Source organism: Coprococcus sp. AF16-22 (assembly GCF_003461545.1).
GTDB lineage: Bacteria > Bacillota > Clostridia > Lachnospirales > Lachnospiraceae > Coprococcus > Coprococcus aceti.
Genome location: NZ_QTXH01000009.1, coordinates 41,724 through 66,464 on the forward strand (window position 1 = coordinate 41,724; position 24,741 = coordinate 66,464).

General features: G+C 44.1%; 17 protein-coding genes and 1 other annotated feature. Of the genes, 14 read left to right on the forward strand and 3 right to left on the reverse strand.

All coding sequences use genetic code 11. From position 1 onward, the window contains the following. Nucleotides 1–59: 59 nt before the first annotated feature. The gene (locus DWW60_RS10200) at nucleotides 60–641 is read left to right on the forward strand and encodes a DUF6553 family protein (RefSeq protein WP_015534389.1); all 582 of its coding nucleotides are present in this window, start codon (nucleotides 60–62) and stop codon (nucleotides 639–641) included. A gap of 37 nt (nucleotides 642–678) precedes the next feature. On the opposite strand, the gene DWW60_RS10205 is transcribed toward DWW60_RS10200, so the two are convergent. Together DWW60_RS10205 and DWW60_RS10210 are read right to left on the reverse strand one after the other, a co-directional pair. Next, entirely contained in the window at nucleotides 679–2,154 is a 1,476-nt protein-coding gene (locus DWW60_RS10205; RefSeq protein ID WP_117875310.1) for a PH domain-containing protein, read from the reverse strand. A 21-nt stretch (nucleotides 2,155–2,175) separates the two neighbouring features. Then, entirely contained in the window at nucleotides 2,176–2,571 is a 396-nt protein-coding gene (locus tag DWW60_RS10210) for a GntR family transcriptional regulator (RefSeq protein WP_117875311.1), read from the reverse strand. Between the two features lie 411 nt (nucleotides 2,572–2,982). On the opposite strand from DWW60_RS10210, the gene DWW60_RS10215 reads away from it, so the two are divergent. The 10 genes from DWW60_RS10215 (at nucleotide 2,983) to DWW60_RS10260 (ending at nucleotide 19,931) form a co-directional block, all read left to right on the forward strand. Next, nucleotides 2,983–3,357: a hypothetical protein gene (locus tag DWW60_RS10215; RefSeq protein ID WP_022217422.1), complete on the forward strand. Its 375-nt coding sequence runs from the start codon at nucleotides 2,983–2,985 to the stop codon at nucleotides 3,355–3,357. 12 nt (nucleotides 3,358–3,369) lie between these two features. Further along, complete coding sequence (locus DWW60_RS10220; protein ID WP_158565906.1) at nucleotides 3,370–4,017, forward strand: alpha/beta hydrolase; 648 nt, start codon at nucleotides 3,370–3,372, stop codon at nucleotides 4,015–4,017. 207 nt (nucleotides 4,018–4,224) lie between these two features. Further along, nucleotides 4,225–5,898 (forward strand): hypothetical protein, encoded by a 1,674-nt coding sequence (locus DWW60_RS10225; protein ID WP_117875313.1) that lies wholly within the window; start codon nucleotides 4,225–4,227, stop codon nucleotides 5,896–5,898. A gap of 137 nt (nucleotides 5,899–6,035) precedes the next feature. Continuing rightward, entirely contained in the window at nucleotides 6,036–6,656 is a 621-nt protein-coding gene (locus DWW60_RS10230) for a flavin reductase (RefSeq protein WP_117875314.1), read from the forward strand. A gap of 142 nt (nucleotides 6,657–6,798) precedes the next feature. Then, nucleotides 6,799–7,692 carry a Fic family protein gene (locus DWW60_RS10235; protein WP_117875315.1) on the forward strand — a complete coding sequence of 298 codons (894 nt, stop codon included), beginning with the start codon at nucleotides 6,799–6,801 and terminating at the stop codon, nucleotides 7,690–7,692. A 16-nt stretch (nucleotides 7,693–7,708) separates the two neighbouring features. Continuing rightward, the gene (locus tag DWW60_RS10240) at nucleotides 7,709–8,842 is read left to right on the forward strand and encodes an alpha/beta hydrolase (protein ID WP_117875316.1); all 1,134 of its coding nucleotides are present in this window, start codon (nucleotides 7,709–7,711) and stop codon (nucleotides 8,840–8,842) included. A gap of 47 nt (nucleotides 8,843–8,889) precedes the next feature. Next, nucleotides 8,890–9,131, forward strand: a binding site (T-box leader). A 266-nt stretch (nucleotides 9,132–9,397) separates the two neighbouring features. Continuing rightward, nucleotides 9,398–10,612, forward strand: a complete 1,215-nt coding sequence (locus DWW60_RS10245) for an aminotransferase class I/II-fold pyridoxal phosphate-dependent enzyme (RefSeq protein WP_015534380.1) — start codon at nucleotides 9,398–9,400, stop codon at nucleotides 10,610–10,612. Nucleotides 10,613–10,780: 168 nt separating this feature from the next. Further along, entirely contained in the window at nucleotides 10,781–13,543 is a 2,763-nt protein-coding gene (locus tag DWW60_RS10250) for an FtsX-like permease family protein (protein ID WP_117875317.1), read from the forward strand. Nucleotides 13,544–13,551: 8 nt separating this feature from the next. After that, complete coding sequence (locus DWW60_RS10255; protein WP_055280349.1) at nucleotides 13,552–14,220, forward strand: ABC transporter ATP-binding protein; 669 nt, start codon at nucleotides 13,552–13,554, stop codon at nucleotides 14,218–14,220. A gap of 1,079 nt (nucleotides 14,221–15,299) precedes the next feature. Beyond that, a complete protein-coding gene (locus tag DWW60_RS10260; protein WP_117875318.1) occupies nucleotides 15,300–19,931 on the forward strand; it encodes a glycosyl hydrolase in 4,632 nt (1,543 codons plus the stop codon). A 95-nt stretch (nucleotides 19,932–20,026) separates the two neighbouring features. Here the strand turns inward: DWW60_RS10260 and DWW60_RS10265 are convergent, their stop codons facing one another. Then, entirely contained in the window at nucleotides 20,027–21,373 is a 1,347-nt protein-coding gene (locus DWW60_RS10265; protein WP_117549842.1) for an MATE family efflux transporter, read from the reverse strand. Nucleotides 21,374–21,574: 201 nt separating this feature from the next. On the opposite strand from DWW60_RS10265, the gene DWW60_RS10270 reads away from it, so the two are divergent. From DWW60_RS10270 to DWW60_RS13525, 3 genes are all read left to right on the forward strand, one after another. Further along, entirely contained in the window at nucleotides 21,575–22,969 is a 1,395-nt protein-coding gene (locus DWW60_RS10270; RefSeq protein WP_117875319.1) for a L,D-transpeptidase family protein, read from the forward strand. Nucleotides 22,970–22,978: 9 nt separating this feature from the next. Continuing rightward, the gene (gene hflX, locus DWW60_RS10275; RefSeq protein WP_117875320.1) at nucleotides 22,979–24,304 is read left to right on the forward strand and encodes a GTPase HflX; all 1,326 of its coding nucleotides are present in this window, start codon (nucleotides 22,979–22,981) and stop codon (nucleotides 24,302–24,304) included. Nucleotides 24,305–24,454: 150 nt separating this feature from the next. Continuing rightward, nucleotides 24,455–24,741: hypothetical protein (locus DWW60_RS13525; protein WP_199414458.1), on the forward strand; the 287-nt coding region annotated here is incomplete at its 3' end.

The following is a 24,741-nucleotide window of genomic DNA, read 5'->3' on the forward strand; positions in this document are numbered from 1 at the left end:
AAATTATCAAGAATTGATGTAGAGATACAGATCCAATTATATATTCGGGAAGGATGCATATGGAAAATAGCTGGATAGAAGAATTTTACGGAGAGACGGATGCAGATAAGAGACTTGAACTGCTGGAAAATAACAGCACGGATATGGATGGTGACAGCGCCGGTTCGTCTACTGTCTTCCGTCAGAGATTGTGGACGGCGAGATATGGCAAGAGAAAGCCGAAGAATGATGCATTTGTGGGCTGCCTTATGGAGCTCAAATACATATCGGAGGGCGGTTCTGTTGACATCGGAGGTCAGAAAAAGAAACAGGCTGTGGAGATTATAAGCAAGCTCTGCCTGTTCGACGCAGACAGAAGAAGTGTCGAGGAACAGGAGATACTGCTATATGAACTCAAGAATGCGTTTCTCAAGTTCATCGAGGTGAGCAGAGGCGGCAGAGGTTTCACATCCATAGCATTTGGTATGGGGCAGCTCTCGGATGAGGGCGTGGCGAAGAAGATCGCAGATCAGATAAGCTCCATCGCATTTGACGCGCCGCACATGCTGCACATGGACAAGGAATTTGCCATACTTCAGAGCGCAGCACTGGCGGCATTCAGGCAGGAGTATCCGAACAGGGAGCATTTCTTAAGAAAATGATAGCATACTTATCCATTGTACCTGTTTTGGCGTTATCTCATGAATGTATGGATTCGAAGATAGAATAAGTATCATCAGAATCCTTGGTGTTCATAAATATCACTTCATCCCTTGTCTTTATCATGATGATGGGATAACTGTCTGCGTATACATACAGCTCACATTTGCCGTAGGTGCTGCTCTTGAAATGGCCGATCAGGTATTCATCGGTGGCACCTCCGTTTGTGCGAACAAAATCATCGTCTGGCAGTTCATTCAGAAGCTGAACCTCCTCGATGTCATCAAAATATATCTCCGATGAGTATATGGCAGCAGACACTGTGAGTTTGTTGGAGTCAAGATGAGTGTCAATATGCACGTTTATGAATGGCACAAGCACGCCTATCGTCCAGACAATGCAGGCGGTGATAAGGATATATGTAAGTCCTGTAAAAATCTTTGCGCTCCTGGTGGCATAGTTAAATGTATAATTTCCACTTTGCAATCTGTTCTGAACCAGCACATGCGGGTCGGAAGGATTGTAGTAATATCCGGTTTTCCAGTATTCGTCGTCATCCACGTAGAGAGGCTGGGTGTCGGCGGCCAAGAGTTCACGTTTTCTGCTTTGTGCCATGAGGAGAGGTGCAAACAATCCGATGGCAGCAAGAGTCTGGACAAATATATAGACATAGAGTGCGGAGCTGCACAGCGAGACATCTACAAGCGCACCCTTGAAATTTAGGATATCAGAAAGCGAAATTTGCCGGGACTTACTGGCTGATGATATGCAATGAATCAGGGTGTCAATAGTGATATATACCCATGCGACAGCATTTGTTGCCGAAAGAATCAGCATTGCTAGTCCCTTGTATATCTTCATGGTTCTGTTGACGGTCTGGTTGAGCTGGGTATCCGAGCTGTACACAGTTCGCTCGTGCCGGTTTACATATATGTGGAATATCATGGATGTAAGTGACATCAGGACGGAGCAGAGTCCCATTATTATCATTGTGGTTGATATGACCGCACTTTTCCCTATCACAAATGGCACTAGGCAAATGAGCTCTACAAGGATTATTATTCCATGATAATTGAAACTGATCTCACTTTTGCCGATCTGGGTTGACACATTTGTATCAATGTAACGTTTTCTTCTTTGATCAGGGACCACCCAATCATTTTTCATCTTTAGGGCATACATTTTCCTGTGCGCAGAGTTGTTTGCATATGTTATAAGGAAACAGAATGCGATCATCCAGACAGTGTATGCCAGTATGAATATAATGATCTCCCAGAATACGACAAAGCACAGGGCTGTTCCAAGGATGAGATTTATCCAGATAATCCGGTTCATCTTACGTCTGGCAGCAGCAACAATATTCAGGACGGTTTCGTCTTCAATGTGTTCCTTTGGAATGTGGACACCCAGGAGCATTCCTTCGGTATACGAATAATTACTTGTATATACGAACTTCATTATGAGCAGTATGAAGAAGTTCATAAACAGGAAGATGATAAATAATGCTATGCTCATAAGCGGCTCCTTTCTAGTAATTTAAGTGGATATTTGGATTGGAGAAGACTTCATTTTGGAATATACTTCATCGCACAACTTGAGAAAATCTTCCCGGTTCATCCCGGTTATGCTTGCCTCGGCGGACAGAAGTTCCAACTCTGACTCCAGCTTGTCACGGAACTCGGCGTCCATATTGATATTTTCTGATACAAATGCTCCAAGCCTTCTGTCAGTTCTGATATATCCCTCATTTTTTAGTATCTGGTATGTCTTATTCACAGTCATTGTGTTCACGCCGGCATCCGCCGCAAGCTGTCTTACAGTGGGAAGCTTTTCGCCTGGCTGTATCTCGCCTTTGCCGATTCCCTTTACTATCTGATTGCGCAGCTGTACGTATATGGGTGTGTCACTGCTCATGTCAAGCTCTATGATCATGTGGTGGCCCTCCTTCTTGTATTATCTGTATTATAATATATAATACAGATTCCGCAATAAGTCAACTATGAAAAACCGCCGTATAAATAAAAATCATCCGTGAGCAAGTTGATTACCCACAGATGATCCTTATATCTTGTGAAATTTTATTTTTGTGTAGCTGATTTTTGCAGTTCCAATAATCGTTCATTTGAAATGGGTTTATCATGTTATGTGTAATTCCGAAATTGATCTTTGCAGTACTTCACTGCGATTATCACAAAATAATTCAAATTAATATGGAGACGGTAGAGGTGTGTTGCCGCTCAGGTTTTGCTATAGTATAATTATAAAAAATATGGCTATAAATTCATGCAACTATCCTCTATTGGTTTCTTTACTTTTCATAGAAACAAGAGGAGGAAGGTTTGTATGGGAGAAAAGGATATAACAGAAAAGATACTGGCAGATTATAATGATGTATTTGCAGATATAGTAAATGTATTGTTGTTCGGTGGAAAAACAATTGTTGACGAGGTGTTAAAGCTCATGAGCGTATTGACGCAGGACGAAAGATTTGAACAGGCGCAGGCTAACGGAAATAAAGGAGGTTTAAAAAATATGTGTGAAGTACTTGATAGGGCGGAAGCCAGAGGAGAAGAGAGAGGAATATCTATAGGCGAGGCGCGAGGAGAATTAAAGGGTGCAGTGAGGGCATATTTGGATGTGAAGGTTCCTATAGAAGAGATAGCGAAGAAACTGAACATATCAGTGGAGGAAGTCCAGAAGATAGCCGACACACTATAGGAGATGAAAAACATGCAGGTACACACACTTATATCTTCGGAAAATGGTCCGATCATCCTCTGGGTCATGTACCCACACAGGGGAGATGAACTGGAGCACACAGCGGATTCTATCAGAGAACTGGTGGGAGAAGAACATTTTACACTTGTTGCGATACAGATAGATGACTGGAACAGGGATCTCTCACCGTGGAGATCGGATGAGGTCGATGGATCATTTGCCGGAGAGGCGGGACGGACACTGGATTATATAGAACAGCAGGTCGTACCGCAGTTGGATATTCAAAGCCAGGCGAACAGACCTCTTTATATCATGGGATATTCGCTTGCCGGGCTTTTTGCACTTTGGGCAATGTATCAGACTGATATATTTGACGGGTGTGCCACATGTTCAGGTTCAATGTGGTATCCGGGATTTGTGGAATATGTAAACAGCCAGCCAACACTTGCGAATAAACGTATATACATCAGCCTCGGCGGTAAGGAATCGAGAACGTCAGACAGACTTATGGCAACTGTGGCGGATCGGACAAAGGAGATTTGCGACCTGCTGAAGAAGGACAACGATGTGATATATGAGATAAATCCAGGTGGACATTTTGCCGATTCCGGGAAGAGGCTGGCGAAGGCTGTGAAGTGGATAGAGAAGGCAAAAGGATAACAAAAAGCACAGGAGAGCACATATATACAATCGTTCACTGGCAGAACGATACGAGGCATAACATATACCGGATAGATATATATTTTTATCGGAATAGATGATAATATATGGGGCAGACATATGGAGTAGATAGATTAATGGCAGACACGATCCGGTAAGTATATGCAGTGAAAAATCAGACCGTGGTAAGCCGGAAAGAAGGGCAACATGGGTAAACAGACAAAGAAAAAGAAAAGCACAGGAGCGGCAAAGGAGATATTTGCAAAGCCCCCAGGAAGGCTCGGCAAATGGAATGTGATAGCATTTGCAGTGCTTGTTGTGGGAGAGCTTATATACTATTATGCGGCAACACCGGCGATCAACATACAGAGTACAAGTTTCTGGGTATGGATGGTCATTTCAGTTGCGCTTGTTGGCTTTTGTACGCTTGATTTCACGGTGGAGAGTAATGATACCAGAAGTGTTGCAACGAAAGCAACGAAACCGGCAGCATGGATAGTAGTAATAATGATAGCGGTCGGACTCATTATGGTGGCGGCGTCATCCAAACTGTTTTGTGCATCAAAGTATGCAAGTCTCATCAATATAGAGGATGGAGATTTCCAGACAGATATCCCGGAGAGCAGGCAGATAAATGACATTGCGCTGATGGATACAAGCACAGCGAGGATCATAGGTGAGAGAGCCGTCGGTTCACTCTCGGATGTGGTCAGCCAGTACGAGGTCAGCGGCAATTACAGCACTATAGATTATAATGGCGCGCCGATGAAGGTTGCAGCACTCAACTATGCGGGATTCATCAAATATATGAACAACAGGAAGAACGGAATCCCGGGTTATGTTCTTGTGGATCCTGTAAAGAATGAGGCACACTATATACAGACTGAAAAGCCTATAGTGTATTCACCTTCAGCGTATTTCAACAAGAACCTGTACAGACATGTCCAGATGGCTTATCCGACATATATATTTGAAGGTTTCTATCTGGAGCTCAGTGACGATGGCAATCCATATTACATCTGTCCGGTTCTTGAGTCGCATGCAGGACTCTTCGGTGCAAAGGATGTAAAGGGCGTGGTTATATGCGATCCGTGTACGGGCGATACAGAGTACCATGAAGTCAGTGATGTTCCACACTGGGTGGACCGTGTATATGATGGAGACCTGGTGTGCCAGAAATACGACTGGTACGGCGAGCTCTCAGGCGGCTACTGGAACAGCGTATTTGGCAATAAGGGTTGCAAGAGGACTACGGATGATTATGGTTACAAGGTTATGGACGGCGATGTGTGGGTATATACAGGTGTCACATCGGTAAATGGTGACGAGTCCAACATAGGATTTGCCATGATGAATCTCCGGACAGGAGAGAGCAAATATTACAAAGTAGCAGGTGCAGAGGAATACTCAGCCATGTCATCGGCAGAGGGACAGGTACAGCATCTTGGTTATAAGGCATCCTTCCCATCACTCATCAATATCAGCGGAATACCAACCTACATCATGGTCTTAAAGGACAACGGTGGCCTGGTAAAGATGTATGCGCTTGTCGATGTGGAGAAGTACAATATTGTAGCTACAGGCACTACCCAGAAGGACGCACTTGCGGCATACAACAAGCTGCTGGCAGAGAACGGACTTAAGAGTACGCAGAGCATGACGGACGATATACCAAACAGACAGATCACGGTAGCTGATATCAAATATATCAACATGGATGAGACGACATATGTGTATATCACGGATGAAAATGGCAATGTATACAAGCAGGATTTCTCAGAGAACGAGGAACTGATATTTATACAGAGCGGGGATAAAATAAAAGTATTTTATCAGGAATCAGACAACGGAATAAATGACATAATATCTGTTGAGAGATAGATTTATTCACTAAATAAAGGCTCTCCCTGTGATAAACAGGGGGAGCTTTTTGCATGATAATGTGGTATTATAGAAATATCTTATTGAGAATAAATCTATATAACTGATTAATTATGATTGACAAGGAGGTTATTATCATGGATAAAAAGGCGATCTACAGTTTATCATACGGGATTTTCATGTTGTCCACAAAGCTGGGCGACAAGGCAAATGGCTGCATCATCAACACCTGTATACAGGTGGCGAACAATCCAACGCGGGTTGCGATATCGGTTCTCAACACGAATTACACATGTGATCTGCTAAAGGAGAGTGGTGTGTTTGCCCTCAGTGTACTTGACGAGCAGTGTACATTTGACTCGATAAAGCACTTCGGTTTCCAGTCGGGAAGAGACGTGGACAAAACCTCCGGAATAAAGATGCCGGAGGATGTCAACGGAATCCCTTACATGGGCTGGTATGCCTGTGCGGTTATCAGTGGCAAGGTAGTTGAGAGCCATGATCTCGGAACGCACACGTTGTTCATCGCGGAGGTGGTTGATGCAAAGATGCTGTCAGACAAGGCTCCTCTCACATATGCTGATTATCAGGCACATGTAAAGCCAAAGGCAGACAAGCCTCCTAAGACAGATAAGAAGATAGTGGGATGGCGCTGCAAGATATGTAACTATGTATATGAGGGAAGTGAGCTCCCTGCAGATTACGTATGTCCCCTGTGTGGACACGGAGCAGACGACTTTGAACCTATATATGAGTAATGTAAGATATGCCGTTATCGGCAAGAAATGACCGATTTCAAATTTTGAAAAAGTTGATTTCTTGCCGGTAACGGCATATACTATCTATATACAAAACACTGTGCAGATGATAAAAGCCCATTGCGTAAAAGGAGGGATTTTCATGGGTTATATTTCAGTTGCAGAGACTGCAAAAAAATGGAATGTGTCAGAACGAACCGTTAGGAATTACTGCGCTCATGATAAGATTCCTGGGGCTTTTCTGACGGGAAAGACGTGGAATATACCGGATTCTGCGCAGAAACCAATGCGTCAATCTGCGGGAGAAGAGAACCGGGATCTGCTGACTGTGCTGAGAGAAGAGAAAAAAAATGGAATTAAAGGTGGCATTTATCATAAGATACAGGTGGATCTCACTTACAATTCCAATCATATAGAGGGCAGCAGGCTCAGTCATGATCAGACACGGTATATATATGAGACAAATACTATAGGCGTGAGTGATCAGGCGATAAATGTTGACGATATAGTCGAGACGACCAATCATTTCAGGTGTATAGATCTGGTGATCGATGATGCAAAGAACTTATTAAGTGAGAAAATGATAAAGGAGCTGCATTTGATTCTAAAGAATGGAACTCAGGACTCACGAAAAGAATGGTTTGCGGTGGGAGATTACAAGAAAGTTCCGAATGAGGTGGGCGGTCATGATACGGCTTTGCCGGAAGAAGTTCCAGAGAAAATGAAAAATCTCCTTGCAAGATACCGCAAGCTCAATGAAAAGACACTAGATGATATTCTGGATTTTCACCATGAATTTGAAAGTATTCATCCGTTTCAAGATGGCAATGGCAGGGTTGGCAGGCTGATATTGTTCAAGGAGTGTCTGAAATATGATATAATTCCATTTATCATAGATGAAGATCTCAAATGGTATTACTATAGAGGACTTTCAGAATGGAATAGAGAAAGAGGATATCTGCGGGATACCTGCCTTACTGCGCAGGATAAGTTTAAAAAGTACCTGGACTATTTCAGGATACAGCACAGAGATTAAAATAATGGAGGAAATTATGGACAGAGAAAGAATGATGAAGAACGTAGCAGAGATATTCAGCCGCGGTGCGGTGGAGAAGAATCTTCCGGCATGGGTAAATATGCGCCACGCCTGGAAAGCAAGTGATGCGGCGAGAGACAGAGGGCTTGAATATCCGGCAAATGTTGTACAGATAAAGAATCTGGATTACAAAAAGGAGCTTGATGAGGTCCGTTTCAATGAGCTGATTGAAACATGGGACAAAGGTGTAGAGAGGAACATTATATTCTTTGCCGATTCCGGGGATGCCGCAGACGTGGATTCTGCAAGCTATACATCTAACAGCTACATGGATATCTGCGTTCCAATATCGTATATGACAGATGAAAACAGAAAATATCCGGTGATAGTGAGCGTGCATGGCGGAGGTTGGTTCTATGGTGACAAGGAACTGTACAGCCACTATTGCTGCCTTCTTGCGGAGCACGGGTACGTGGTGGTGAACTTTAACTATAGATTGTCACCGCAGAACAAATATCCTGCGGCCATAGAGGATGTGGCGTATCTCATTCGGTATATCCATGAGAATGCGCAGACACTTGGAATAGACATTGATAATTTCTATATGGTCGGTGATTCGGCGGGGGCACAGCTCACGGCAAATTATTGCATCATAGCATCAAACAGCGATTACAGGGCAAAGCTTGATTTCTTCACATATGATCTACTGCCTAAGAAGGTATGCCTTAACTGTGGTGCATACAAGATGGCAGAGAGAAATGACAATATATCCGCATGGTATCTGAGAAATGATGTGGATGATGACCAGAATAGTGACGGAAAAACAAGTTCACACGACAAAGCTGAAAAATGTGAAAGTAAGAAAATAAGCCAGGCATATGCTGTGACTGAGGAACAATACAAGTTGTTTATGGATCAGCTTGATTATATAAATACTGATTTCCCGGAGGCGTACCTCATGTACAGTGTAAATGATGATCTGGCATCACATACAAAAGCGTTGGATGAGGTGCTGAACAAAGTTGGAGTTGCACATATCACAAAAGCGTATGGACAGAACAATCCTGACAGCGGCCATATATTCCATATGAATATGTACAATCCAGAGGGAATACTCTGTAACGAGGATGAGTGTGCATTTATGAAATAAAAAAACTGTTTGACAACACGACATCAGAATGCTATCCTAAAAATCAGATAAAGGCAAAGACAGGAAGGAGTACTTAAGTCACTGTCACTTCAGAGAGTAGGCGTTTGGTGCGAGCCTATAGGACACCTTAAGGAAGCAGTCCCCGAGCTGTGACCGCGAAAGTTTTCCGGGTAGTGGTCAACGGAAGGTTCCACGTTATAGGAACAACGATAGTGATGGCTGTCGGCTGAGAGCAGGAATAAGTTCCTGAATTTAGGTGGTAACACGGACAAGAAAGTTCGCCCTAAGCATATTATAAGTATGCTTAGGGCTTTTATTTTGCGTTTTCAGGGTGACAAGCGGCTGCGATGCGCGAGCTTGCTCGCGGGCATCGGCAGACAATTGTCACCCGCGCGCGACATGAAACACGAAGCCCGGTAGGGCGGAGTGTGAATGTCGTGCAGAGATTACGGGAGCATCGAAGATGCGCAGTAATCTCGAAGAAAACGCAAGTTAAAACCAACAATCAGCAAACACAGACAACAAGGGATTAAGAGATATAAAGGAGTGTGTATCATGAGAAAATTCGAAAAATCATCAAAGCTTGACAATGTGTGTTACGACATAAGAGGTCCTGTTATGGACGAGGCAAACAGAATGGTGGCTGAAGGGGTAAATGTCCTCAAACTGAACATAGGAAATCCTGCACCGCACGGACTTATGGCACCTGATGAAGTTGTAAGGGATATGGCATATAACCTCAGAGATACCGAGGGATATTCGGATTCAAAGGGACTTTTCTCTGCAAGAAAGGCGATCATGCAGTATTGCCAGCTGAAGAATATTCCAAATGTGGGAATCGATGACATATATACAGGAAATGGAGTCAGCGAACTTATCACCATGTCCATGCAGGGACTGCTTGATTCGGGAGATGAGATACTTGTCCCGATGCCTGACTATCCGTTGTGGACGGCTTCTGTTAACCTGGCAGGAGGAACAGCGGTTCATTATCTTTGTGATGAGCAGTCCAACTGGTATCCGGATATAGAAGATATCAAGAAAAAGATAACATCAAGAACAAAAGGAATCGTAGTCATCAACCCTAACAACCCTACAGGAGCTCTCTATCCAAAGGAGGTTCTTGAGCAGATAGTTCAGGTTGCAAGGGAGAATGAGCTTATCCTTTTTGCTGATGAGATATATGACAGACTTGTCATGGACGATAAGGAGCATGTAGCTCTTGCATCTCTGGCACCAGATCTTTTCACCATAAGCTTTAACGGACTGAGCAAGTCCCACCGAGTTGCAGGTTACAGAGTTGGCTGGATGTGTCTGTGTGGAAACAAGAGCAATGTGAAGGGATACATAGAGGGACTTAACCTCCTGTCATCCATGAGACTTTGCTCGAATGTTCCTGCTCAGAGTATAGTTCAGACCTGTCTTGGAGGCTACCAGAGTGCAGATGAGCTGCTCTTGCCGGGAGGAAGGATCTATGATCAGAGGGAGTATATATACAAAGCACTCTGCGATATACCGGGAATAAGTGTGGTTAAGCCGGAGGCAGCGTTCTACATATTCCCGAAACTTGACAAGGAGAAGTTCAACATCACAAATGATGAACAGTTCGCTCTTGATCTTCTGAGAGATAAGCACATCCTCGTCACATGCGGAACGGGATTTAACTGGAAGGATCCGGATCACTTCAGGATAGTATATCTTCCAAATATGGAGATACTCAAGGAGGCAACCGCAAAGCTGGCTGATTTCCTGAGTTATTATCACCAGTAAAATATCAGGCACTAATATAAAATGTCAAATAACAGGAGTCTCATATGTAGGGCTCCTGTTATTTTTTTGAAGAAGATTTAAGATTCCCATATATTGCGGAATATATGTATATAAGTTTATTATAAAAGCAGGGACAACATGGGGGATAATTTAAGATAGGGGGGACATATGAAAACAAACTTATTTCTGATAACAAAATACTGGAGATATCATAAAAAGCAGTTTGCGAGCATGCTTACCTCGATAGTGATATTAACGGCTTTCCTGTTGATTGCACTTTTGATGGAGAGAACAGAATGTAGACGGCAGTATGATGACAAGCTGCGGGGAAGTAGTAAGACATTTTATCTGTATAGCAATCTTGGCAGTGATGCCTATGAGGAGATGTCAGAAGACAAAAGGGTCAGCATGATCGGGCGTACGGCTATATGTGGAAAGCTGGGAAATGACAAAACACAGTATACATATGGTACATATATTGACGATGCGGCAGAGGATCTTGAATATGTAAAGCTTTCGGCGGGAAGATTCCCTGAAAAAACCGGGGAGGCAGCAGTGTACGATTATGTGTTGGAGGATATGTTTTTTACTGTTGATCCTGACTCGTATGTTGGAAAGGAAGTAACATTTGACAGTTATGATTTGGATGATACATATCTGTTGAGAACAGGTAGACATGTGGGACAGATTACGTTTACTATCACAGGTGTATTGTGTACAGACAGCAGAAGAGATCTTAAGGAGAACAGAGTAGACTGGGGATCTGACCTTTCGGAAGTACAGATGCCAACTATATATCTGTGGCGGGATGACTGTGATTTGGATGAGAATACATTCGTATATACTGCTGTCTCACTGTATGGTGATGACGAGATAACAGAGCAGTCGGAGAGCGCTATGGAAGAGTTTGCGCAGGATTATTATGACAAAACTGGAATATGGCCAAGATCCGGCCGCAGCAGATCGGCTGCAGAAGATATCTGCAACATTACCCTTGGAAACGAGAAGCTTAACAGCGAAAGTTATCTGTCGGACTCTGTCCAGGGAATACTATATTTCAGTGTTATTGCTGTGATCTTGTCGGCTATATCCCTGTTTGGCGTGATGATAACTGTTATGAGCGAGAGGCAGAAATCCCTGGATATCGTGAGAGATATAGGAGCCAGCCGGATGAAAGTGGCTTGGATACATATATTGGAATGGGGAATCCTGCTGGTTTCAGGAGTGATATGCGGTGGAGTCGTTGGAATCACTGTATATGAGGCCATACTCGAGATTCAAAGTCGTTTTCTGAGGCTGCCTAAATTGCGCGGTTATACAGTGGAGTGGTGTGTACAGCAGATTACAGAAAATCCATTTGTAATCTCTGTTGTGTGTGCAACAGGTACATTTACTCTTGGATATTTACTTTTTTATATATACCTTCATATAAAATCAAGAAGACTTATAAGAAGAGATCGTGTGAGATCATTCGGGAGAATCAAATCGGTGGTTTCCGGTATTCCATTTGCAAATATAATGCAGATGTTGTCTGTTGCCCTGATCCTGTTTGCGGCGGTGATGTGCTACGCATTCTGCTCTATGGACGGCAAGGGAAAAGGATATTTTCACAATGATGATCTGGACAGAGACACATATTATACATATGGACAATTGGATATGGAAACCAGTGATGTAGATATATGCCTTTATGATCAGGGGTCGGGGATTACTGGTGGAGTATTGCTTACAGATACAGGACTTACTGAGGATGGGCGCAAGAGCATTGCGGATATGAACGAAGTAAAGTCAATAGAGAGTTTCTCCACAAACGATGGCTTTGATATATTTTATGATAGAAATGACGAGGATATTCCGGATGGATTGTGGCAGGCGGAGGTCCAGTTTCCTGAAGATACAGAAGAATTCTATCATGCAGACGATAGATTTTATTTCAATGTTCCAGCGATATGGCTGGATGATAACGGAATGAGAAAGCTGGATAAATATGTAAAAGAGGGGTCAATAGGTACCCATAAAAATGGTGTGGCGTGTGTTGAATATGAATATGACGGAATGACCGCGGAGTCGCCATATAAGATAGGCGATGTAATGCATACAATGACAGTGAACGGAAAAGGCGAATACAAGGAGACTGTTGAAATCGTGGATGCGATAATTGTGATTCCGGAGACCACAAAGGAGAGCGATCCGATATTGTATGCAGGTCTTGGCAGAGCTTCACAGTATGGATATGCAATAGTGGCCTCACAGGACACAGCAGTCAGTATTGGGATGTTTAAGACATGTTATGACGTTACATATATATCTCTAAGCAACAGGGGAGATATTGATAGAGTTGTATCCAGGTTTGCTGACATATTGGACTCTTCAATGGAACTCAGGATACGAACGATAGATGAGTGTGATAAGGAGTATCGTGAGGCATATATATCACAGTATGCGAGCACAATATGTCTGTTCTTTATTCTTCTTATCATGGCGGCATGGGGATATTGGGAACTTGTCACCATGCGTTACCAGAATGGCAGGCGGAACGTGGCGATCATGCGGGCTCTTGGAATGGAGAAGCACTCATGGAACATGACGTTTATATGGCATAACATAAGAAATGCCCTGGTATCATGTGCTGTCGGAGCCGGTATGGTGTATGGCATGAGATGGCTTTTGCGCTACAAGTACGAACAGGCGCTAAACATGTTCAACTGGCCGGAGACAGATTTATGGAACGTCGATGCAGATGTTATAAAAGAGGTAACGAGACTCCAGCATGTATTTCTATTCGACAGCGAGATATTTGTTGTCCCTGTGGGAAGAGCGTTGGTACTGATAGGAACATTCCTTGTTGTGATTTCGACGATTATTACGGTGCTGGTCATTCATAAGAAGAAATCGGAAGAGATAATTGATGATCTGGCTGAAAAAGAGTAAGGGGGACGATGCATATGATTCAGATAAAGGATTTAAATAAGACGTATGGTGAAGGAACAAATGCTGTTCATGCACTTCGCAACTGTAACGTGGAATTTGAGTATGGAAAATTTACGGCGATTATAGGAACATCAGGCAGTGGAAAGTCAACATTGCTACATCTGATGGGCGGACTGGATACAAAGGCAGAAGGAGAGATATTCTATGATGATGAAGATATACTCAGATATTCAGATGCACAGCTTGCAAAATTCCGCAGAAAAAATATAGGTTTCGTATTCCAGTTCTTCAATCTGGTGCCAGAGCTGACAGCAAAGGAAAATATATTCCTGCCAATGATGATAGATAAGGTTAAGGTAGATGAGGAGTACTTTGATAAGCTTACTGAAAAACTTGGAATTTCAGAGAGACTGACACATTATCCGTCACAGTTGTCCGGTGGACAGCAGCAGAGGGTTGCGATAGCCAGAGCGCTCATACACAAACCAAAAGTGTTGCTCTGCGATGAACCTACCGGAAATCTGGACTCTCAATCAGGAAAAGAAGTCCTGAGACTGCTTAGAGAACTGCAGAGTGAAGATGGACAGACTATAATTATGGTTACTCACGATGGAAATATAGCAGATCAGGCCGATCGTATCGTAAGGATAGAAGATGGACAGATGAAATGTGTATAATATTCACGCAATTATATACATAAAAGACAATTTGATGATAAAACGCAACAACAATGACAATAAAATTGATAAATTGTCAAAAAATATGTTGACGATTTGCCTTGCATCATGTATAATAAAGGTACATTAAAGAACGGCCATTTGAAAAAGATACAGATGGCACACCATAGATTGTCACCCGTGACACGTAACATGTACGAAGTTATCTCAGAGATTTATAGAATCGTGAAAAAGACTTTACACATGGTGCGCAGGAAACAGAGATCCGTGGTACAAGTTCACGAAAGGAGGAGGTTCCGTTGGAGACAATTGAAGAACATTTTTATCATGATGGTAACTCAGAACTGGGAAGTTGTTTCCACACGAGATGCCTTTAAGATAAATCTTGAATCAGTCCACATGTAGATGCTGTATATAGCATGATTGAAGTGCCAGGACGCAGGTATTTGATACCAGATTTGATCCATCGTGATTGTTCAAAACACAAGATATGAGTGGTGTTTCAAGGGCATCAGGTCATATCACATACCGCAAGACCAGTGCTTATAAGAGGTTGGTACATATACAAGTTCATGCAGTGCATGTTATGAGTAGATGCAATTCGTACCCTGATAGTTTATATTCCGGTAAGTTTAATCTCTAGGCACAACGAATTTTTTCATAGATATTTATAATATAGTGGAAGAATCAATGGCATGTGTGGAAGCATTCAGATATTTTGATTAGATACTTCAATATTTGAAAAATGAATAAACTAATATAAAGCCAGTTGGTATTATGCCAGCTGGCTTTTTTATGTATTAATTACAACGTGTGTTAAACCACTGATTGCCCGCTCTGCGAGCTGTAACAATCCGTGCGGTAACAAGAAACTAATATTAATTGCAAATAACTTAAATTATTGACTAATATGGCGTGCAAAAGCAATAAAAAACAACTTAAATATTCGGTAATTAATGACATGTTCAACAATTAAAAAATGAGTTAATATAAGTATATGTATAAATATTAATCACGAATTAGGCTGTTCGTGGTGAGTAAAGTGGAGGAATATCACAAAAAAGAAAGGGTAAGGAAATATGGTGAGATTTAGAACAAGACTTGTTGCTGTGACATGTGCAGTTGCAATGGTTGGCTCATTCTGGGGAAGTGCAGGGGCAATAGTCTCAGCTGATGCAGCAGAGCCGTCTGCGGAAATGGCGTGGAGCATCACTACAGACAAACTGGTATTTGACACTGGCGCAGATGCCAAGTGGACAGATAAAATTTATGCCAGCAATGATGAAGGTACATACCCAGAGTTAGGCAGGATCGATGATGTGTCTGTGGGTAAAAAGGCTGTGCTCACGGCAAATGTAACACTTAATGGAGATTTTTCAGGATTGGATGGTGCGGAGGCTGCTGACGGAACGTATAATGCGATCCAGCTTTCCTGTGCAATCAAGACTGGCGATGGATGGACATACACCAAGTCTGATGATTATCCATTCCTTAAAGCGGAAAATTTTACAGATGGCAAGACACAGGTGTCATTTGCATTTGATGTGGAGGATACAGGAGCTGCGAACGAGATAATATTCCAGTACAATTCAAACTCTGCATATACTGGAACAATATCAATATCTGATGTAGAGATTCAGAGTGATGATTCAGGAGAAGAGCCAGGTGGCGGATCATCAGCAACAGGAAATGTGACAGGTGTGGCAGCACCTTCGATCACAGACAATACAGTATGGAGCAGTTCAGATGCAGTTCTCACATTTGACGCTGCTTCAGATACGACATGGAAGGATAAGGCGTACGCCAGCAATGACAGCGATACATATGCTGATATGGCGAGAATAGAGGGTGCAACTGTAGGTGAAAAGGCGAAACTCACAGCTACGGTTTCACTTGATGGCGATATATCAGGCCTTGACGGTGCTGAGGCGTCAGACGGATCATATAATGCGATCCAGCTTGCTTGCGCTATCAAGGCAGGCGACAGCTGGACATATGTCAAGTCAGATGACTATCCATTCTTAAAGAGTGAGAACTTTACAGATGGCAAGTGCAGCGTAGAGTTCAACTTTAACGGAGTGGATGCAGGCGATGTTCAGGAGATCGTATTCCAGTACAATGCAAACTCAGCATTTACAGGAAAGGTTCTCATCGGCGGCGTTGCAGTTGACAAGGTAGAGAGTGGCAAGAAGCCGACTACAACTGAGACAGAGGCTGGAAACTTCGCAGATGCAAGCCTTGTATTTGACACAGCAAGCGATGCAAAGTGGACAGACAAGGCATTTGCCAGCAATGATACAGAAAGCTATACAGATCTTCCTACAGTAGACAATGTCAAAGTTGGAGCAAAGGCAAAGCTTACAGCTACAGTTTCACTTGATGGCGATATATCAGGCCTTGACGGCGCTGAGGCATCAGACGGATCATACAATGCGATCCAGCTTGCATGTGCCATGAAGACAGGCGACAGCTGGGATTACGTCAAGTCAGGCGACTATCCGTTCATCAAGGCTGAGAACTTTGTCGATGGCAAGTGCGATATATCATTTGCATTTGATGTATCAGAGGTGGGAAATGTACAGGAGATCGTATTCCAGTACAATTCCAACTCAGCATATGCTGGCAAGATCACAATAAGCAACGTTAAGGTACTTGATGTTAAGGAGAGCAGCGGCGGACTTGAGCAGAGAGATCCTGCTGTGATCTCAGATCTCTCATCGGCTGAGGATTATGACAAGTGGAGCACAGAGGCCGGATATGCATACAAGCACGGCGATGCAGCCAACAAGGCCGGTAATGCCACACCTGACATATCATATGACAGTGCAAATGAGAGACTTAAGGTTTCTGTTGACTACTCAGCAGATTCAACTTCTTCATGGAGTGAGGCAAAGGTTAAGTGTGTTCCTACAGAGGCTATGGATGTGAGCCAGTACAATCAGCTCAGTGTGGATATAATCTACCCGGCAAAGCTCAAGGGAAGCAAGATCAAGTTTTTTGCAGATGGAATAATAAATAAAGATACGACCATCGATGATGATGCAGAGGATATCGGCGATGGATTAAAGAAAGTTACAGTTACTATGGGATTTACTCCGACAGATAAACCACTCAAAGATGTGACAATAGGAATCATAGGAAGCAGCACAAGCTTTAAGGGAAATGTATATCTTGATAATCTTGTTCTGTCACAGGCAGATACAACAAAGGATTTTGTCGAGATAACAGAGACTCCTGGTGCTGGTTCACCAGCGGATCTTTCACAGATGCCATCATCAGTTAGAGTGAGCGATGCGAATGCAGCAGACAGTGCAAAGGCACTTGCGGCATACCTGAATACGCTCATGAATAGTGATCAGGTTCTGTTCGGACATCAGAATGATGTGAGCAGAAGCGTAAATCCACAGGCGTCACTCGGTGATGTATATGATGTGACTGGACAGGTCAGCGGTGTGTTCGGAATCGACTCACTGGCAGTTACAGGCTCGGAGGCAGGCGGTTCAGACGCGGCTTCGGCACTGGCAAACTCAGTGGCATACAGCAAGACTGCAGCGGCAAATGGTGCGATCGTGTCATTGTCAATGCATATGCCAAACTTCTCCAGCTCCAAGATAGTGAAGAACTCGGATGGAACATACAGTTTCTACGGATGTGATTTCTCAGAGTCCAAGGATCTGTCAAATGACATAGTAAAGCAGATTCTCCCAGGTGGAGAGTACAATGAGGTATTTACAGCTTACCTCGATGTGATCGCAGACTACGCATCACAGCTTCAGGCTGCCGGAATACCTATCATGATCAGACCATTCCACGAGAATACAGGAAGCTGGTTCTGGTGGGGATCAATGAACACAGCTGAGACATACAAGTCTCTCTACAGATATACCAAGGATTACATGGAGCAGAGCGGTGTACACAACCTTCTCTGGGTATACTCGCCAAACGGACCTGTAACATCAGAGGCAGCTTACGTGTCATACTATCCAGGCGATGAGTATGTAGATATCCTTGCATTTGACTATTACAACGATTACAATTCGTACCCTGCAGCAGCAGACAACTCTTTCTTTGACAGTCTTGATACAACATGTAATATCGTGTCATCAATAGCTGCAAAGAGAGGCAAGATACCAGCCATCGCTGAGTGCGGTGTCAGAGTCATGAAGAAGGACGGTTCAGACAACGAGGGACTTCTCGTAAAGGGTAATCCGGTTGGAACAGAGGCTTCAGGAAAGAACTGGTATCAGGAAGTCAACGACATTGCGAAGAAGAACAACATGCCATACTACCTTGTATGGGCAAACTTCGGAGACAGCAACTTCTATGTACCATACAAGTATGATGCTACACATGGACAGGAGCTTATCAATGACTTCATAAAGTATTATAACGACGACTCATCAATATTTGGTGGAGACACAGGATTCTACAACAACATGGGAACCCTTGCAGGAGTATCTGCAAATACATACACGGGCCAGATGGGTTACATGGTATATCCATTTGACAGAGATACCATCCTCAAGGCGACAACACTCAAGGCTGGTGTTAAGAATGCATCAAAGGTTCAGTTCATTATCAACAATCCTGATACAGGTGTTAAGCTTACACTCAACGCTGAGGCTGGAGCCGAGATTGCCGCTGCAGGATCAGAGCCAACACTTTACACGGCTGATCTTACAGAGAAGAATCTCAGCAAGCTTGGAAAGACAGATACAGCAACCATCACACTCTTGGCAGATGGCGAGCAGCTCGCACAGCTGTCACACATAAGCCTTGGAAAGGCCAAGGATAAGGCTCCTGCAAATGTCATCGAGGACTTCGAGTACTATTCAGGAAGCGACGGACTTCTGGATTCCACATACACATCTAACTCAGCCGCAGGATGCAGCTCAAGCTTTGTTCTTAACAAGACACATAAGAACGGTGGCACATACGGCGGTGCGTTCAAGTATAAGCTTGAGACAAATGGATCAGAGGTGTGGACAGGAAGGATTAAGTCAGAGCTTACAAACAATGATTTCTCAAAGTATAATGCGCTTGAGATGTGGGTACAGCCGGACGGTATGGGACAGAAACTTGTGATCCAGATCACAGATGGAAGCGGCGAGGAATTTGAGGTATACCTCACAGATTTCGTAAAGGGAACAAAGGCACAGTATGTTACTATTCCATTCAGCTCATTCAAGGGTAAGAAGGGTGGTACACTCGATGCATCGGATATAGTCAAATTTGCTGTATGGTGCAACTCGATCGTGCCGGAGGATCACACTGGCAAGTGGACAGTTGACTCAACTATCTACTTTGATGGAATCCAGGCAGTGAAGCTCACAGATGATATGCTCAAGAAGAATCCAGTGGACAAGAATGGACTTATCATAACAGACAAGTCACTGGTTAAGAAGGATGCGGCAGATTCTGGCAAGGATGATTCAAATACAGAGGATCCAGGCAAGAACGATGCCACAACTGAGAACCCAACCACAGAGGATCAGACTACCGAGGCTCCAACAACTGAGAAGCCTAGCAATGACGACAAGACAACTGAGGCTACCACAGCAGCAACAACGGATGGAAGCACAGGTGGAAATGGACAGAACGTGGTAAATACAGGAGATAAGTCACCTGTAGACGTAATGTTTGCGATAATGATAGCATCACTTATCATGGCTGGTGCAGGCTATATCGTTATCAAAAAGGATAAGAAGTAATACTCATTTTAGCCATACAAAGAGCCCCACTGTCGGCGGTGATGAAGACCACCGGCAGTGGGGCTTTATTTGTTGGTTTATATTTGTATGCAATATCAGTTTGCAGCACGTCTCTTCTCAACAAGCTTCTCTACAGGGGTTGTGAGATACATTATGGAGAGCATCAGCGTACAGCAGAACCAGATGATAGGCTCTGTGATGGTAACTCCGAGATATCCAAGTCTTGGAGTGAGGATCATAACCGCAAGTACCTTGCCGATCAGCTCTATAGTGGATGACATGACCGGAACGATCTTCCTGCCCATTCCCTGCATTGCACATCTCAGGACGAACAGAGGACCAAGTACATAGAAGCACGTCACGCCGATCCTTACATATCTCACGGCCGGATCTATGATGGCACTGGCAGATGTACCTGCAACCAGCTTTATAAGTGCCGGGCTGAGCAGCCAGCCGAATATTATCATGACAGTGGTTATGATCGTGTTTATGATGATCGCAGCCCTCACACCCTGATGTACCCGGTCGTATCTGCCTGCGCCCATATTCTGGCTTACATATGTCGTCACGGCATTTCCTACTATATATAACATGAACATGAGGATATCAAATATCTTTCTTGCCGCTGTGTGGGCGGTTACTATATCAGTTCCGAGTCCATTGATGGCTCTCTGGAGTATGACCGTTCCGATGTTCACTATACAGCTCATAAATCCCATGGCAAGTGCGGACTGTATGAGGTCTGCCCGATCACTCTTCTCTACGGAGTATTCATCCTTTTCCGGAATCAGATGCTTTGCCTTCACAAGTATATAGATCAGGGCAAGTATGCCCGCCAGCGCCTGTGATATATCGGTGGCGATGGCTGCACCCCGTACTCCCATGTCAAATGCCCTTATAAACATAAGATCCAGAACGATATTGAGTACAACTGATATACCGAGGAATATAAGAGGCGTCTTGCTGTCTCCGACTGCACGCAGTATGTTGGCGCACAGATTATATAATGAACAGAATATAATTCCAACGATTATGATTATAACGTAGCTTGCTGCCATATCCAGTATGTCGTCTGGTGTTTTGAGAAGCACCAGGATAGGCCTTATAAATATGAGACTCAGAACGGTCAGGACAATGGATGCCAGCAGTGTCATGATGGCCGATGCACCGATACATCTTCTCATATTGTGATAGTCCTTTGCACCATAGTATTTGGCTATAGGGATGGCAAGTCCCATGGTTCCGCTGTTGAGGAAGCCTATTATCATATTCGAAATGACTGAGGTTGCGCCAACCGCGGCGAGTGCCTGTGAGCTTACGTAGTTGCCCACGATGGCTGAGTCTGTAAAACTGTATAACTGCTGTGCGATCTGTCCCAGTATCATAGGAACAGCAAATAACCATATGACTTTCATTGGCTTTCCGACTGTCAGATCTTTCATATATAATAAACCTCCTTAATTTTTTGCGCCTGATATTCGATTGTACAACAGTTCGCGATAAAGTCAATGTGGTTTTTGCTTAATTTTAAAGAAAAATGTTTTATTTTGTTATATAAAATGTTATGTTAAAGTGTAACGATTAAAAATTGCTTGATTGTGCATACTAACATTTGACATATATTATAGAAAGAAATGGAAAATATGGAAAAGAATAACATACAAAAAAATAAGCGTAACAGGAAGAGACATGCGGAGCTCGAGAGAATGGCGTTATACGCAGTGGGCGTCATTCTGCTGGGACTGGTCATAGGCCTTGCTGTGAAAAACTACAGACTTAAGAGTAAACTGGATAATCGTAATGAAAAGGACTCGGTTGTCACAGGAACATCGACGGACAGTGATAATACGAATGGCGATGCCTCAGCAGCAACAACAGAAAAGGTTGCGGAACTCAAGGTTCAGGGAACTGTGGAATGTACAGACATAGCGGTTCCGGAGACGGAGCAGGAAGAGAATTATAATGGCGAGGATCTGGCGGACAATGGCTGTCCGTATGCCATCAAGATAAACAGACAGGAAAATATAGTTACTATATATAAGCTGGATGCCACAGGTTATTACACCGTTCCGGTTAAAGCCATGCGCTGTTCGGTATCACCGGTGGGAGAAACTCCAGTCGGACTGTTCAACATACAGCTAAAGTGGGACTGGCTTGCACTGTTTGACAACTGTTATGGCCAGTATGTGTCACAGATAGACGGTGACACTCTGTTCCATTCCGTACCATATCTTGACACCACAAAGGATTCTCTTGAGACATGGGAATTCAACAAGCTTGGAACAGGGGCATCACTGGGATGCGTCAGACTGTGTGTTGCAGATACCAAATGGATATACGAGAACTGTGAGGCCGGAACATATGTGGATATATTTGACAGTAATTACTATGGACCACTTGGAAGACCTGTGCCGGTGACCAGACTGGATAACACTGATGAGACCGGATGGGATCCGACAGACATGGTTGAGGAGAATCCGACCGCAGGAACAGCCGTGATATACGGTGCGGAGAGCCACAGCATAAACCAGGGCGAGAACTATGACACAATGGCGGGAATATGGGCCTTCAATTCACAGCGTGAGGATGTAACGGATCAGTTGAAGGTTGAGGGAACCGTGGACAATATGAAGCTGGGGAAATATACAGTAAAGTACAGCTTTACAGATCAGGGCAAGGAGATATGGAAGAGTATCGAGATAACAGTGGAGGATGATGAAGCCCCTGTTATAACAAGGGTTCCTGTGGAGATAAAGCTGGAGAGTTACAATGGACAGGCTGATGAGCTTGCAGAGCTTGTTGCATCTTATGTGAACGCACAGGATGGTGATACACTGATAAGGACAGGAGTGGCCACAGATGGCAATGGCAAGACTCTGGATGGACAGGCACTCACAAGTCTTGGACAGGACGTTATATGCGTGGCTGTTAACAAAATGGAGTCCAAGGCGGGCAGCTATACAGTTGTGTGCTGTGCGCAGGACAGCAGCGGTAACAGATCATCCTATCACACAGTCACAGTCACCGTTGAAAAGTAGAGGTGGATCATGGCAGACAGGAAAAGTACGATTTATGATCTCGAAGCAGAGAAGATAAAGGAAAAGATAATCATATTTGCCGCCGATACAGGTGGATATACACAGAAAGAGGTCTCACTGGAGATACAGGCATCCCTGGACGAGCTCACGGAGCTCATAGACACAGCCGGAGCCGAGGTCGTGGGACGACTGGTGCAGAACAGGGACCGCATTGCAAATGACCTGTATCTGGGAAGAGGAAAGGTTGAGGAGCTCAGGGAGATGATATATGAGCTGGGCGCCACAGGAGTGTGCTGTGATGACGAGCTGTCACCGGCACAGTTGATGAACCTTCAGGACGCACTGGACATAAAGGTTATGGACAGGACAATGGTCATTCTCGATATATTTGCAGCACATGCTGGAAGCTACGAGGGCAAGCTGCAGGTGGAACTTGCACAGCTCAAGTTCAGGGCAACCAGACTTGTTGGAATGAGAGATTCGCTGTCGAGACTGGGCGGCGGAATCGGAACGAGAGGACCCGGAGAGAAGAAGCTGGAGATAGACAGACGAGTCATAAGGGACAGGATCTCCAGACTGAAGGCGGAGCTCAGGAACGTTGAATCTCAGAGAAGCCAGCAGAGAAAGCAGAGACAGAGGAGCGCTGTGCCGGTTGTGGGCATAGTCGGATACACAAATGCGGGCAAATCGACCCTGCTGAATGCACTCACGGGGGCAGGAGTATTACAGGAAGACAAATTATTTGCGACCCTTGATCCTACGACAAGAGGATACAAGCTGCCGGGGGGACAGAACATACTGCTCACCGATACGGTCGGTTTTATAAGGAAGCTGCCGCATCATCTGGTCGAGGCTTTTGGCTCCACTCTGGAGGAGGCAAAATACTGTGATGTCATCCTTCATGTTGTGGACGCATCGGATGAAAACTGGGATAAGAACATAGAGACGGTGTACAGCACATTAAAGCAGCTCAAGATAGAAGAGAACTCGGGAAAACCTGTGATAACTGTATTCAACAAGATAGACAGAATATCAAAGGATGATCTGGTGGGTGTGCGCGATCTGAGAGCGGACAAGACTCTGTATATCTCGGCTGCCACGGGACAGGGACTCCCGGAGCTTGCCAGTGCGATAGAGGAAATACTCAGAAATCAGAAGTCATATATAAGGCATACATTTGCATATTCTGAAGCAGGACTCACAGGACTTATCCACAAATATGGTGAGATCCAGACAGAGGAATATCTGGACGATGGCATATTTATAGAGGCTTATGTTCCAAAGTCCATACTTGGAAAACTTGGCCTCAGTTTCGATGGTGAAGCTGATTTTTAGTGCCGGCAATGTGGCGTATCAGGCGTTAACGTGCCATTTCACATTGCTTACATAATATAAAGAGATAATAAAAAATGTTTACATTTTATAAGTATTTGTGTAAATTTACAGAGGAAGGATAATGGTTATTCACACAGAAAGGGAGATATTATGAGTGATAATAACATGAATCAGATGCCGGACGGAATGAATCCTAACGGCGCCGATGGTCCACAGCCATCACAGAACCAGCAGGGTGATGCGGGTCAGCAGTATAGCGCAGACCAGCAGTATGCAGGACAGTACGGTCAGCAGCAGTACGATGCAAACCAGCAGTACGCAGCAGATCAGCAGTACGCAGGACAGTACGGCCAGCAGCAGTATGGAGCGAACCAGCAGTACGCAGGACAGTACGGTCAGCAGCAGTATGGAGCGAACCAGCAGTACGCAGGACAGTA